15 protein-coding genes are annotated in these 12,800 nt (G+C 58.2%); 7 read left to right on the top strand and 8 right to left on the bottom strand.

Annotated elements, in window-relative coordinates:
* The first annotated feature begins 78 nt into the window (after positions 1 to 78).
* On the top strand, positions 79 to 618 hold the full coding sequence (gene rsfS / locus ACQZAB_RS03675; RefSeq protein ID WP_428387171.1) for a ribosome silencing factor: 540 nt from the start codon (positions 79 to 81) through the stop codon (positions 616 to 618).
* Here rsfS and tilS read toward each other — a convergent pair.
* A complete protein-coding gene (gene tilS, locus ACQZAB_RS03670; RefSeq protein WP_428387169.1) occupies positions 569 to 1,630 on the bottom strand; it encodes a tRNA lysidine(34) synthetase TilS in 1,062 nt (353 codons plus the stop codon). The genes rsfS and tilS overlap by 50 nt on opposite strands.
* Before the next feature lie 51 nt (positions 1,631 to 1,681).
* Here tilS and larC point away from each other — a divergent pair, with 51 nt between their 5' ends.
* Complete coding sequence (gene larC, locus ACQZAB_RS03665) at positions 1,682 to 2,191, top strand: nickel insertion protein (RefSeq protein WP_428387167.1); 510 nt, start codon at positions 1,682 to 1,684, stop codon at positions 2,189 to 2,191.
* Complete coding sequence (locus ACQZAB_RS03660) at positions 2,191 to 2,736, top strand: hypothetical protein (RefSeq protein ID WP_428387165.1); 546 nt, start codon at positions 2,191 to 2,193, stop codon at positions 2,734 to 2,736. The genes larC and ACQZAB_RS03660 overlap by 1 nt, the downstream gene beginning before the upstream one ends.
* Before the next feature lie 15 nt (positions 2,737 to 2,751).
* Here ACQZAB_RS03660 and ACQZAB_RS03655 read toward each other — a convergent pair whose 3' ends face one another.
* Positions 2,752 to 3,957, bottom strand: a complete 1,206-nt coding sequence (locus ACQZAB_RS03655; protein ID WP_428387164.1) for a hypothetical protein — start codon at positions 3,955 to 3,957, stop codon at positions 2,752 to 2,754.
* A gap of 90 nt (positions 3,958 to 4,047) precedes the next feature.
* On the opposite strand from ACQZAB_RS03655, the gene ACQZAB_RS03650 reads away from it, so the two are divergent.
* A complete protein-coding gene (locus tag ACQZAB_RS03650; protein WP_428387162.1) occupies positions 4,048 to 4,317 on the top strand; it encodes a hypothetical protein in 270 nt (89 codons plus the stop codon).
* A gap of 72 nt (positions 4,318 to 4,389) precedes the next feature.
* Here the strand turns inward: ACQZAB_RS03650 and ACQZAB_RS03645 are convergent, their stop codons facing one another.
* The 6 genes from ACQZAB_RS03645 to dnaN form a co-directional block, all read right to left on the bottom strand.
* Positions 4,390 to 5,031 carry a hypothetical protein gene (locus ACQZAB_RS03645; RefSeq protein ID WP_428387160.1) on the bottom strand — a complete coding sequence of 214 codons (642 nt, stop codon included), beginning with the start codon at positions 5,029 to 5,031 and terminating at the stop codon, positions 4,390 to 4,392.
* Between the two features lie 417 nt (positions 5,032 to 5,448).
* Positions 5,449 to 5,877 (bottom strand): FkbM family methyltransferase, encoded by a 429-nt coding sequence (locus tag ACQZAB_RS03640; protein ID WP_428390132.1) that lies wholly within the window; start codon positions 5,875 to 5,877, stop codon positions 5,449 to 5,451.
* 240 nt (positions 5,878 to 6,117) lie between these two features.
* Positions 6,118 to 7,365 (bottom strand): hypothetical protein, encoded by a 1,248-nt coding sequence (locus ACQZAB_RS03635; RefSeq protein WP_428387158.1) that lies wholly within the window; start codon positions 7,363 to 7,365, stop codon positions 6,118 to 6,120.
* Positions 7,362 to 7,997, bottom strand: coding sequence for a PaaI family thioesterase (locus ACQZAB_RS03630; RefSeq protein WP_428387156.1), 636 nt, complete (start codon positions 7,995 to 7,997; stop codon positions 7,362 to 7,364). Before ACQZAB_RS03630 ends, ACQZAB_RS03635 begins: the two co-directional genes overlap by 4 nt.
* Before the next feature lie 46 nt (positions 7,998 to 8,043).
* Positions 8,044 to 8,310 (bottom strand): Fe-S cluster assembly protein IscX, encoded by a 267-nt coding sequence (iscX, locus tag ACQZAB_RS03625; RefSeq protein WP_428387154.1) that lies wholly within the window; start codon positions 8,308 to 8,310, stop codon positions 8,044 to 8,046.
* A 7-nt stretch (positions 8,311 to 8,317) separates the two neighbouring features.
* Positions 8,318 to 9,424 (bottom strand): DNA polymerase III subunit beta, encoded by a 1,107-nt coding sequence (gene dnaN, locus ACQZAB_RS03620; protein ID WP_428387152.1) that lies wholly within the window; start codon positions 9,422 to 9,424, stop codon positions 8,318 to 8,320.
* 151 nt (positions 9,425 to 9,575) lie between these two features.
* On the opposite strand from dnaN, the gene ACQZAB_RS03615 reads away from it, so the two are divergent.
* From ACQZAB_RS03615 to ACQZAB_RS03605, 3 genes are all read left to right on the top strand, one after another.
* Positions 9,576 to 10,970: an oligosaccharide flippase family protein gene (locus ACQZAB_RS03615; RefSeq protein ID WP_428387150.1), complete on the top strand. Its 1,395-nt coding sequence runs from the start codon at positions 9,576 to 9,578 to the stop codon at positions 10,968 to 10,970.
* 94 nt (positions 10,971 to 11,064) lie between these two features.
* Entirely contained in the window at positions 11,065 to 11,874 is an 810-nt protein-coding gene (locus ACQZAB_RS03610; protein ID WP_428387148.1) for a polysaccharide pyruvyl transferase family protein, read from the top strand.
* Between the two features lie 15 nt (positions 11,875 to 11,889).
* A complete protein-coding gene (locus ACQZAB_RS03605) occupies positions 11,890 to 12,783 on the top strand; it encodes a hypothetical protein (RefSeq protein WP_428387146.1) in 894 nt (297 codons plus the stop codon).
* Positions 12,784 to 12,800 lie beyond the last annotated feature (17 nt).

The following is a 12,800-nucleotide window of genomic DNA, read 5'->3' as shown; positions in this document are numbered from 1 at the left end:
TTGCTTTAAGGCTATCCCTTCTACAATGGAGACCCGGACCTGTTCGGTCCGGGTTTTCCTTTGGAGTGCTGCCTGCTTATGACCTGCCCGCCGCCTGCGTCGTCTGGATTGCCCGAGCCTGATTCTGAAGCGTCCAACAGGGATGAGGTGCGCCGCGTGGAGGATGCCGAAGCTGCTGTCGATCCGCCCGCGCACGATTCGGACGGGCCGACGCCACCCGTGAGGCAGATGTATCCGGATGGTCCGAGCCGGCAGTTTGCGTGTGATGCGGCGCGGCTGCTGACCGACCTGCACTGCGAGGACGTGCTGGTGTTTGATGTGCGCGAGGTGAGTCAGATCACGGACTACCTGGTGCTGGGCAGCGGGACGTCGGAGCGTCAGCTGATGGGTGTGGCGAGTCGTGTCATCGAGCTGGCCAAGGAGCGGGGGATCGAGCGTTACGGCGGGGAGAATGATGCGGCCTCGACCTGGCGGGTGATCGATTTCTCGTCGATCATGTTCCACCTCTTCGAGCCGCTGACGCGCGCTCACTACGACCTGGAAATGCTCTGGGGCGACGCTCCGCGGGTTAATTGGCGGGACGAGGAACAGATCGGTCGGGACCAGAGCGCATCGTGATCCGCAGTGAACGGTGATCGAGTGTCACTGTGATGTCGTTGGCCAGGTGCCAGTGTCTGGGTTGGCTGGAGCGATCACGGATGGCCGGGACGAGCCGCTGGAGGGTCTTGGTTTTGAGCCGATCGGAGGGGACGCCAGCCTGGAGGAGTTCGGCTCGGAGGGCGGTGGCGAGCAGCGGGTCGGGCGATGCTGCGAGCTTGTCCCTCTGGGCGATGGGGCCGGTGGGGGTTTCCTGGAAGTGATCGCGGACGTGCCGGGCCTGGGCGTCGATGAAACGGGCCCATTGCCGGAGTTGATCGGCGGCATCGAGCGCGCGCTCGTGACCGTTGGGCCAGCTTTCGCGGAGGGTGGGCAGGACGCCGGCGCGGAGGCGATTGCGGCGGACATTGGGTTTGCTGTTGAGCGGGTCTTCCAGCCAGGGGATCTCGTGACGTTGCAGGAAATCGAGGGCCTGAGCGTGGGTCACGGCGAGCATGGGCCGGATGAGCTGGAGCCCGGAGCGTGTTGACTGGCGGGTCCAGGCCATGCCGGCGAGTCCGGCGGGGGAGGCCCCGCGGAGCAGGCGCATGAGCATGGTTTCGAGCTGGTCATCGGCGTGGTGGGCGAGGGCGATGGCCGAGGCGTCGTGTTCATGTGCGATGGAGCGGAGGGCGGCGTGTCGTTGCTTGCGGGCGGTGTTTTCGAGGTTCCCGCCGTGGTGGTGGGGGTGGATGCTGCGATGGGCGTAAGTGATGCCGAGTCGGTCGGCCTGCTCGCGGAGGAGGGCTTCGGCCTCGTCGGACTGTTCGGTGAGGTGGTGGTTGACGTGCGCGAGGATGACTTTGAAGGGCCAGCTTCGGCGTCCGCTGAGCCAACACAGGGCGTGGAGGAGGGCCTGGGAGTCCCCGCCGGCCGAGCAGCCGACGACGATCGAGCGGTGCGGCCGGGGCTGGTACCCGCATCGGTGGCGCAGGGCGTGCGCGATCTCGCGGACGAGAGGGTCGTGCACAACCTTTGCGGATGCTGCCTGCATGGGCCCGATAATAAGGTGTCGATGTGTTCCCATGACAGGAGTCTGTTGTCTGTGAGTGCCAGGACCGTCAGCCAGCTTGCGGAAGGCGGCACCGTGACCGGTGTGGTGGAGCTGGCTGTGAACCTCGACGACACGACCGGCGAGACGATCGGGCACACGGTGTCGGCTCTCATGGATGCTGGGGCTCTGGATGCCTGGTGGACGTCTATCGGGATGAAGAAGGGGCGTTCGGCGGTGATGCTGAGCCTGCTGGTGGTTCCCGATCAGCAGCAGGCGATGGCCGAGTTGGTGCTCCGTCTGACCGGTAGCTTCGGGGTGCGGGCACGGGCCTGGGACCGGGTGGTTCTGGATCGGCGGATCGAGCGGGTCACCACGGCGTATGGGGAGGCGCGGGTGAAAGTGGGGTCGATGGGCGGTCGGGACATCGTTGCACGAGCCGAGTTTGAGGATGCGGCGGAGTTGGCCGAGTCGGCGGGTGAGCCTTTGCGACTGGTGCAGGCGGCGATCGATGCCGTTGCGACGCGTCGTTTTCTGGTGGATGACAAGCGGGGGGAAGCCTGATGGAGATGCTCAAGAATCTGCTGCCGGTCGTCGGCATCCTGTTCATCATCATGTCGCTTTACAGCTTCAGCCGTCGTCGGCAGAAGCAGGGGCCGGCGGTGAGTGCCCGGGATCAGCTTGAGGGTCTCAAGGAGCGCAAGCGGCTCCGGGATGATCTCGGGACGCTGATGCTAGAGGTGGAGGAGCTGACTAGGCGGTTCAGCGCTCAGATCGACGCCAAGACGCTAAGGCTGGAGCGGATGATTCAGGAAGCCGAGATCAGGATCGATCAGCTGCAGCGGCTGGAGAAGCAACTGGGGCAGCCGCCTGCGAATCTGTCCCTGGCTGAGACTGACCAAGAGGCGACCGGTGTTCAAGCGTCGGCTGCGACGGCGTCTGAAAGTGGGCCATCGGCATCGGGTGAGACGCCGATGCAGACTCTCACCCGATCGGTCCATGAACTGGCGGATGACGGGCTGGATGCCCGGCAGATCGCTGAGAAGCTCGATGAACACCTCGGCAAGATCGAGTTGATCCTCAATCTGCGGACCACGGCGTCACGCTGATTCTGAGGCAAGCGGTCAGCGGCCTTCGATCCAGGATCGGATGGCGGCTTTTCGGCGGCCCCAGCCCTGGTCGATGCGTTCGGCAAGGAAGCCGGCAAAACAGCGGTCGATCCAGGCAGCGAGTTCGAGGATGAGCTCGAATCGGCGGTTGATGAGCTGGCGCTCGTCCTCCACGTCTTCGATCTCGGGTAGCAGAGCAGAGGAAATACCCAGGGATTCGGCCTGGAGCGTCATCTCCCAGTGATGCTCGCCATCGGAGACGAGCAGGCCTGCCTTGCGCGGCCACTTGCCCTTCTTCAAAGCCTCGCCGGCCTCGGCGAGACGTGTGGGGGCATCGGCGCGGAGCATCTGTTTGCCGGTGAGACCCCAGGCGCACTCCATGTCGAGGCTCTTGGTGAGTCCGACAAATCCGTTGTCAGAGGGAGCGACCTTGTCGCCCGGCCGCTGACCGAGAGGGATCGCGCCCTGGGCCGTCTCGAAGCGGTGCCAGAGCCAGATCAGCCATTCGTCGCCGAGGAAGTCTCGGAGGTCGTGGGCTTTGCTGACCCAGGGCAGGGGCGGGCCGGCTCGTTTGGGGCCGGTGGCTGCGTTCTCGCTGCCGGTTGGCGGGGCGGTGAAGGCGGAGGCCTGGGCGTCTTCGAGGTCGCGCTTGGCTCCGGCTTTCTTGAGCAGGTGTTCGGCGAGCGACCCCGCTGAGAGCGGGATGGCCCGGATGGCGAAGGCGTTGGTGATGAAGGCGATGGCCCGGTCGCAGGCGCCTTGTGCGTTGGTGCCGAGCAACAGTTCGCCGCGTTGGAGGTCCCAGAGGAAGGGGATGACCTTGGACTTGCGGAACTTGCCCTCGGCCCGTTCCTGGCTGATCTGGTGCTCGGCCAGCTCGTCGGCGGAGGCCGGGGCGGGGCCGGCACCCGCGGAGGCGGCGTTGAGCCTTTCGTAGGCTTTGCGGAGTTCGCTCGGAGGCTGATGCGTATCGATGCGGACGGCGGCCAGCAGCAGCGGGCGTCCGGGCTCGCCGTAGCCGACTTTTTCGAGGGTGAACTGGGTGTCCAGCAGGTGCTCGTTGGTGACGAAGCCGACTTCGGGCTCGCGGTCGTCGGGGACCGCGGAGGCCACGAAGGCGTGTTCGGATAAGACCGACAGGGCGGTTTCATCCACCGTGGATGGGGCATCGCCTTCGACGAGATAGCGACAGAACGTGGCGCGTCCGGAGGTTAGGGACATCGATCAGCCGTCCTTGGAGCCGAACCGGTCGAGGAAGGACCTGGTTGCGGCGAGGAATCTTTCGGTGCTCGGGCGCACTTCTCCGAGCAGGTGCTGATCCAGTCTAAGCAATTCGTTCTCGAGGACATTGGCGCAGGTGGGATGGGTGTCGGAGAAATCGACATCGACGCCTTCGACGTGGAGAACCGGTGTACTGGCTTGCTCCATGGCCTCGGTCAGCCGTGGGACGTGACCCTGCGACTCGTCGGTGACGTCTCTGAGGTAGGCGAGGTAGTGAAGCCGCCAGGCGACGGCCTGCGGCTTGCCCTGATGCAGCCTCAGGTAGCTGCTGCAGAGGTTCTTGACGTGGCAGGCATCTGAACCGACGAGGCCTTCGCCCAGCTCGCGGGTGGCTCCCCGGATCTGGATCGCACTGAGGGGATCGAGCCGGACCTACTGGCGGCCATCGGGCAGGTCCATCCGGCGGTGGAGCACCTCGTGGGCGCGGTGGTTGGCGCAGAGCCGCTCGACGTTGATGGCCAGGCCCCAGGTGCCGATGACCCGGTCTTCGGCCGTGAGCGCGTTGAATTCGGTGAACTCGAAGCCGGAAAAATCGAGGTGCTTGTCGAGGATGTTGGCGGCGATGGCTTCGAAGAAATCAGCCTTCAGCGGGTAGAGGTCAAAGTCGTGGAGGATGAGGCATTTTGAGCGGTTGGCACGCAGGGCGGTGAGGATGTTCGCCCCGTTGAAGAAGGTCGAGACGCCAACCTTCTCCACAAGCCTGCCGATCAGGGGCGGGTGCCAGTGGACCCGGATCGGCAGCTGCGGCCAGCGTGCCCCGAGCCGGTCGGCAAACTCGCGCATGCCGGGTTTCTGGGGTCGATCGAAGACGACGTGGATGTCACGCAGCCGATCGAGCCTGCACTGAGAGATGGCCTTGAGGTTGACGTCGGTGAGGTCGTGGAGTGCCCAGGGCACGCCCAGCAGGATGCTGTACGTGCTATCCAGGGGTCTCTGGCGATCGAGCGGCCAGGCCAGACCCATGAGGTGCCGCATGACGGATCGACCGAGCTGTCCGAGTCGTTCTTTGATCAACGGTTTTCCTGCGACTATTGTAGAATACTTAACAAAACTAATTCACTTTCCGTACATAGTCTCCTAGATCACGATATGCTTAACATGTCAAGTGAACAAAGCTGCGTAGCAGCATACAGAAAAAGGCCCCACGGGAGGATGTGTTCATACGTTCAACAGAAGAGCATCAGGCCAAGGTTTGGATCTACCGTGAGAATATAAGAAAATTATACACTCCATGTCAACATCTCATTATTTTCAGCAATGTATATGTCGCCACGTGTACCCTTAGTCCATACAGTTAGTTCTTTGCACATTTCGTCTATTGAAAGTGGATGATGGTAGTACATCGAACCGTCATCCATATTGGTTACATTGCAGCTGTACATACCGAGAGACTGGCAGTGTTTGAGGCATCTGATAGCTCGCTTTGCCTCTTCAGTGTGAAACTCGAAGCTGATCAGTGACACCTTCTGGGACAGGCCTTGCGGGACTGATTCTTCTAGCTTCAACATCAATCTTTATGTAGTAAGGCTTGCCATATTGTTCAATCATCGAATCAAGGGTATCTATTTCAACCTCAATGGTATAAGAAGATGAAGTCCAGTCATCACGAAAGCTAGTCATAGATAGATTGCGGCCGACATGTAGATCTCGCTTTCCCTTGGTGTCGGCGATCCCTTTTTTTACAAGGGTAAAATGATTTGAGAATCGGAATTCGTGCTCAAGCATGCGTTGGCTGAGCGGTTCTGGTTCGATGCCGATGACGCGCGCCTTTGCTTTGAGCATGGCCCCTGCTTTTCGTCCTAGATGACAGCCGACATCGAAGCAGAGCGCACTCGGAGGTAGCAGCTTCTGATACAGCAACTTCTCCTGCTGGTCTTGGTCTCTTGCAGTAGGCGAACTCAACCTGTACGCCTTGCGTAAAGCCCAATAAATAGAGACTAGTGTGTGGTTCTTGATAAGTTGCTTGATCGTTCTCGCAGGCGCTCCATTGAAGCGTGGGTACAGTATAGTTTACTTATCGGCAGGTCTGCTAGCAGTGTGAAATCCCGCATGCTGCAGCCCCATGAACAAATACAAACACACCGTTCGCGGGTTTTATGACTAATTATCCCTTTCGCGGCTAACGGCTTCACTCAAATAAATTGGTACTAACGTTTTGGGCATCCACGTGAGACCCATTCGGCCCAGCCCGATCATGCCCAGGGCACCCAGGCACCACCAGGGGTTGGAGCCTCCGACGAAGCCGAGGTAGGCCATCGGGCCGGCGAGCAGGACAGTGACCAGGCAGGCCCGCCAGGCGACCCGCAGCTCGACGCCCCGGCGGTTCGGGATCATGCAGATCACGACGTAAGCCGGGAAGAGCAGGCCGTAGGCCAGGAGGAAGAAGCGATAGCCGGTTTCGATGCGCGCTCCGGCCTCGGCTTCGGGAGCGCCGTAGACCCAAAGGCCTCCGGCGGCGGCCACGATGGAGAAGACGATGACACGGAAGACCCCATGCCCGCCACGGTGGGTCGTGATTTCATGCAGGTGCAGGCCGACGGTGTACCCGGTCTGCAGAACGAAGTGGATGCCCAGCCAGAGCCAGATCGCCTGCGACCTGTCTGCGGGCAGCCCTTCGCCAAACAGGCCGATGATCTGCGGGGCGTACCAGAGCGAGAGCAGGATCATGCCCATGAAGACCCCGGCGAAACCGAGTGAGAAGGCGAGTCGACCTGTCGCCGCGGTGGTGTTCTGCCGGGCACGATGGAAGGTCATGTCCAGGTAGGGGCAGAGCAAAAAACCACCCGCGAGCACGGGGACCAGCCAGATCAGATCGGCGGTGGCCTGCGGGCTGATGCTCAGGTCCAGAGGCTCGGCGGGTTTGACGGCTTCCATGAACCGGTAGACCACCGCGGCGGAGACCAGAACGCTGATGAGGCCCAGCAGCGCCGTGACCCGGAGGTATCTGGCATTGATGGCCCAGACCAGCAAAGCAATCACGACCGCGGCTACGACGCCGGGCCAGCCGAGCAACGGCGAGACCAGGCAGGTCAGCCCGAAGGCGTGGAACATGATCGTGACGTCTGAGAAACCGAGGGCTGCCCGGCGGTGCACGCCCACGATATGGATGCTGGCTTCACGGTTGGCCACCCACCAGGCCATCGCGGCGGCACCCAGCACGTTCGGGATGGCGAACGCCAGGAAACCCAGGATGCCGTGGTCTCGAAGCAGGAGCGCCGGGAAGAACATCCCGATCACCCAGGTCCATGAGGCACCGAGGTAACCGGCCCAGGCCAGCGTCATCCAGAGCGAACTCGGCGGCGCGGTCTCGTTCTCGGGCACCCTTCCCATGGCTTCAGTCTGTTTCACGCGTCCGGCTCGGTCTGACGCTTGGTGACCAGCTTGAGCTTCTGGCTGTGCTTGCGGGCCTGCGACTTGGGCGTCACGTGGAAAGTCGCCGTGCTCTGGCCGACACGGCGTTCCTTATGCTCACCCGATGCGACCATCTGGAGGATCTGCATATCGACGGTGAGGTTGAACTCGCTTCCGGTCGCGACCAGTTCGTCGATGTTCTGACGGGGGGTGATCCGGTAGACCGCCGGTCCGAAGCAGGGTCGGCGGAAGGTGTATTCGAGATGCTTGCAGACGACGGTGTAGTCGGCCCCGCACTTCTCGAAGACGTACATCCCACCAGCGACTTCGGCGTTGCCGAGAAGGGCCCCCCCGGCCATGGCGTTGTACCAGTTCCGGTTGAAGCGACGGAAGGGCAGGATGGCGGAGAAGCTGCTCTCGTCACCCTTGATGAAGCGGATGCCGCTTCGGTACGCCAGAGGCAGGAAGACCATTGAGAACAGCTTCTGCCAGAAGCGATTGCGGGTAGACAGCCGAGACAGCCTGGCTTCCCAACGCTCGTAGCACCGCGACCACCAGCTCCCGCTACCTGCGTCCGGAGCGATGGTGGTCGCATGCGCTTGTGCCTGGCTGGTGGGGAAATCGGTCATGGCCTGAGTTTAGTTCATCGGCTCGATGGATGAACCTTCCGCGGGTTTAGCGGAAGGGGTTGTTGGGCTTGTAGGAAGGGCCGTCGTCGTCATCGGCGTCGGCTTCCTCTTTCTCCTCGATCCAGGTGGACTGGATGGCCTCCAGGATCTGCTCGTTGACCCGATGCTCCGGGTCGGCGACGAAGCCGTCGAGGGATTCAACCAGCTGCCGGAGCTGCGGGAAGCCGATAGCGGTCGGGTCCCGATCGGGGTGCTGCTCGACGAGGGCGAGGGCGATGTCTTCGATGTCGGTCCAGCCGAAGGTCTCGTCCATGGCGGGCTCAATTCAGGCTGACGGGCATCACGACGTAGAGGAAGTGCTGGTCGGTCCGGATGATGCCGGGTTTGTTGGCGGCTTTCATCTCCAGCGTGACCTCCTCGCTATCGACCACCTTGAGGGCGTCAAGGATGTAGGCGGGGTTGAAGCCGATCTCGATGGCTTCGCCGGCATAGCTGTTGAGCTCGCTCTTGATCTCGGCCTCGCCCATCTCGGGAGCCCGGCTGGTCAGGGTGAGGCCGTCGTTGTCGAAGGCCAACCGGACGCCTTTGGATTCCTCGTTAGTCAACAAGGCAGCTCGGCGAACAGCCGAGACCAGCAGATCGGTGCTGACCTGGGCCTTCTTGTCTCCGTCCTTGGGCACCACGTCCTGGTAGGGCGGGAAGTTGCCTTCGACCAGGTTGGAGACGAGCACGGCCTGGTCGGTCGCGAAGAAGATCTGGTTGTCGGCGATCTTGCATCGCACCGACTGCTCCGTGTCATCGAACAGCTTCAGCAGCAGGTTCAGGGCTTTGGTCGGGACGATGGCGGTCTTGGATTCGTCCGACCCGCCTTTGCAGGAGCCCTTGGCCAGAGCCAGCCGGTGGCCGTCGGTGGCGACGACCGAGAGCTTGTTGCCGGTTCGTTCCAAGAGCACGCCGTTGATGGCGTAGCGGCTGTTCTCGCGGGCCGTGGCGAAAATCGTCATCGAGATCAGCCGGTGCAGGTCGCCGGCGGCGATCTCGAACTCGGCATCGCCTTCAAACCCCGGGACCGAAGCAAAATCCGACACCGGATAGCCGAAGACCTTGAACCGCGAGTCCTTGCCGGTGATGACGGCGGATTCCTCGTCCGTGGCGATCTCGATGGTGGGATCGATGGACTCGCGGACGATCTGCCCGAGCTTATCAGCGGGGATCAGGGCCTCACCGGCTTCGGCGACCTCGATACGCTCGGTCTTGAGGGTGACCGTGACTTCGGTGTCGGTGCCGATCAGCGTCAGGGTTGGCGGGCTGGTCTCGGCGGCCAGCTTGACGCAGCGCAGCACCGGTTTGGGCGTGCGTGCCAGCACAACGCCAGAGACCGTGTTCAGTGCTTCGACCAGGGCTCCCCGATCGCAGATGACTTTCATGCCCGTTACCTCGCTAAACGTGTAGAACCCAAGAATTTAGCCGGTATCGGGCAGTCGGGCAAACCCGCCCGGATGGCCGAGCGTATCTGATCTTTACCGCCCGATGCGTCGATAATGCCATGGGCAGTGCCTATTCGGTGCCCTCATCCACATGGCCGATAACCCTGTCCAACCCGAACTCCCCGCTCAGCCGGACACCTCCTTCTCCAGGCGGCTCAAAGACCGGATCACGGCCCTGCCGGGTCTGCGGGTCATCAAAGGCGGGGGACTCAAAGCGATGGCGCTTAAGGGGTCGGCCTGGACCGTCGCGGGCTATGGAGCCTCACAGGTTTTGCGGCTGGGGTCGAATCTCATCCTCACAAGGTTGCTGTTTCCTGAGGCGTTCGGACTGATGGCGCTGGTATCGGTCTTCATGACCGGCCTCCAGATGTTTTCCGATGTCGGTATCGGGCCATCGATCATTCAGAATGCTCGAGGGGATGACCCCAAATTTCTCAACACCGCGTGGACGATACAGATCGTGCGGGGCTTTGTGCTCTGGTTATTCGCGTGCTTAATTGCGTGGCCGGTCTCCTTGCTCTACGGCGAGCCCGAGCTCGCACTACTGCTGCCCGTGGTCGGTGTTACCGCGACGATAAGTGGTTTTCAGACGACAGCGGTCCATACAACAAACCGTCAACTACAGCTGGGGAGAGTAACACTGTTACAGCTGATCGGTCAGCTTGTCACCATCGTGGTGATGGTGGCATGGGCGTGGGTGTCACCAACAGTCTGGTCACTTATAGCGGGCGGTATATTGGGTTCGACAACAAGTGTAGTCATAGGACACTGGCTGCTCCCCAGTCATCAACATCGGCTGAGCATTGAGAAGGAGTCCCTGAAATCTTTACTTGGGTATGGTAAGTGGATAGCAATATCAACAGTAGCAACATATGCTGGCGGCCAGGGGCTTCAGCTAATAAGAGGTCTATTTGTTGCGATCGATCTTCTGGGGCAGATCACAATCGCGATGATGCTATGTACAGTTATACGAACTATTGTTGAGTTATTGCAAGCTAAAATATTTTTTCCAGTACTATCAAAAGTACAGAATGATAGCCAAAGATATATTCATAGCACACGGCTAGGAAGGTATACAGCAACAGCCATCTCTCTACCAATACTGGGCATGACCGCCTTCTTGGGAGATACTATAACTGACTTCTTATATGACCCTAGATATATCTTGATAGGTGACTTTATAGCACCGGCTGCTGCTGCTAGCATATTAGATATTGTGTGTGGAACCTATTTGACAGCGTTGCTTGCCGCAGGAGACTCTCGAGCAGTTGCTATGGCCCAGATACTGCGATCTCTCTTTAGAGTGGTTGCAACATGTATAGGGTATGCTATGGCGGGACCAATAGGTATGATCTGGGGACTGGCAGCAGGCTCCATCGCACTGTACCCCTATGTTCTACTGCACGCGATATCTATCAAGGTAGATGATCGTCTGTTAGATATCTTGTCAATTTGTACTGTAGTGTGTATTCTATTTCTAGCCTGAGTGGTACGCCAATATGAATGTGAGAAAATTACTTAGTAGATGTAAGACAGAAATCGGAGACAAGCTTACACTCTATGGTCTAAGAGAGCGCGGGGTGACACTGAAGTATGGATATAAAAAATCTGGCTACCATAACTTTGGTGATTACCTAGCTGAATACTACTATAAAAACTTTATCTCTCGCACGAAACATGAGCTCAATAGAAGCTATATATATTTAATAGGGAGTGTAATACACGAAGAGTATATGCAAGATGCCTATCGCCGCGGGGTGCCTATACACTATTGGTCGTGTGGCGCGAGAAAATCTACAGATATCTCTCGAATGCTTCTCGATATATGCACATTTCATGGTGTACGTGGACCGCTAACCTCAGCTGTGCTTGGAGGTGATGTAGAGGTGGTGGGTGACAGTGCTCTCCTACTCCCACTGCTGTATTCACCTCGAGTGAGTAATAATTATCTGAACAAAAAACTATTCATACCTCATCTCAATACGCCGTGTAATGAATCAGTGTTATCGAGCACTGGTTGTGATTTAATAATGAGTCCTAGTATTCAGGGCAGTAGCCGTTCAGTCGAGTTATGGATAGATCGGGTAGCGTCGTCAAAATTTATTTTATCAGCATCATTGCATGGTGCAATAGTTGCCTATGCGTATGGTGTTCCATTCGCATTCTATTCAAAAGGGCATATTGACTGCCCTTTTAAATGGCATGACTTTTCAGCATACTTGGGAGTAACAGCTAGTTTTGTAGATAGCGTAGAAAGGGGCGAAAGATGGTACTTAAATAGTAAGATAGAGGATATAAAAAAACAAGTTGCAAGATTAATTGATACCTGTCCATATGAGTTCACTGAAAGTCTTGGTTTAAGAAGCGCGTCTGGAAGTGTATACGTATAAATATATGAGGTAGACATGTGTCTTGGTATACTGGTACTAGCAACAAGATTTGACTGGCATAAAGCAATTGCACTATCGCTCAGTCTTCGAACAACAAGCAAAGAATTGCCCCTAGCGTGCGTAGCTGCGCCCGATGTAATCTGCAAGCTAGAAGGTTATTACGAGACTCTTATTCCTGAACGGTGTGATATAAAGGGTTTCGAGCATAAACTATATTTAGACGAGTATTCACCCTTCCAAAATACACTCTTCCTTGATGCTGATATGCTTTCATTTAAAGACGTAAGACAGATAACAGAGTCATGGAGAGGTTGTGCTTACATGGCACGTGGACGCGTTCTCTCAGGTGGTATCAGTGCCTTCGGCCTTGATCGCATAGCTCAGCTTGAGAGAATAGGAGTTAGTCATTTCTCTGAGATCGGAGGCGCTGGCCACGCTTATTTCGAGAAGCCAGGTTGTTTCAAAGTCTTCCACCGTGCAAGAGAAATAGGGAATAACTATCACGAGATCGCACCCGGCGCGAGCCTGGCGGATGAAGACGTCCTTGGAATAACAATGACCGAGCAAGGCATTCTACCTGCTCGTGATAAGCAGGTAGTAGGATTCCTAGGCGGCGTCAACAGGTCAACCCTATCCCTTGATGTTCTTAAACCTCGCTGTACATACATCGACCAAGAGAACGATGTAATAGAGCCAGCGCTGCTCCATTTTCCTAGAAGGATGACTCCGCTGCTGTATCATAGTCTTATGAAGGAGATTTGTGACCACCACAGGGCACCTATCAATATCCCCTGGCGACGGCTGGCAATACAGGAATGGTTTCAGCACTCACTCTTATTCGATGTTAAACAGAGATTGAAAGCATTTAGATTTAAAGAAATAACATGCCCTATAGTAGAAAATAAGTAATATATAGATATGCATAA

The sequence above is a fragment of the Mucisphaera sp. genome, assembly GCF_965279675.1.
Taxonomy (GTDB): Bacteria; Planctomycetota; Phycisphaerae; order Phycisphaerales; family Phycisphaeraceae; genus Mucisphaera.
The sequence above is the reverse complement of the archived record's forward strand: the minus strand, read 5'-3'. Positions and strand labels throughout refer to the sequence as shown.

Excerpts from the sequence above, each read along its gene's own strand:
- ACQZAB_RS03605 (WP_428387146.1), top strand. The coding sequence starts at position 11,890 with ATGTGTCTTGGTATACTGGTACTAGCAACAAGATTTGACTGGCATAAA.
- ACQZAB_RS03660 (WP_428387165.1), top strand. The coding sequence starts at position 2,191 with ATGGAGATGCTCAAGAATCTGCTGCCGGTCGTCGGCATCCTGTTCATC.
- tilS (WP_428387169.1), bottom strand. The coding sequence starts at position 1,630 with ATGCAGGCAGCATCCGCAAAGGTTGTGCACGACCCTCTCGTCCGCGAG.
- iscX (WP_428387154.1), bottom strand. The coding sequence starts at position 8,310 with ATGGACGAGACCTTCGGCTGGACCGACATCGAAGACATCGCCCTCGCC.
- rsfS (WP_428387171.1), top strand. The coding sequence starts at position 79 with ATGACCTGCCCGCCGCCTGCGTCGTCTGGATTGCCCGAGCCTGATTCT.
- ACQZAB_RS03630 (WP_428387156.1), bottom strand. The coding sequence starts at position 7,997 with ATGACCGATTTCCCCACCAGCCAGGCACAAGCGCATGCGACCACCATC.
- ACQZAB_RS03615 (WP_428387150.1), top strand. The coding sequence starts at position 9,576 with ATGGCCGATAACCCTGTCCAACCCGAACTCCCCGCTCAGCCGGACACC.
- ACQZAB_RS03655 (WP_428387164.1), bottom strand. The coding sequence starts at position 3,957 with ATGTCCCTAACCTCCGGACGCGCCACGTTCTGTCGCTATCTCGTCGAA.
- dnaN (WP_428387152.1), bottom strand. The coding sequence starts at position 9,424 with ATGAAAGTCATCTGCGATCGGGGAGCCCTGGTCGAAGCACTGAACACG.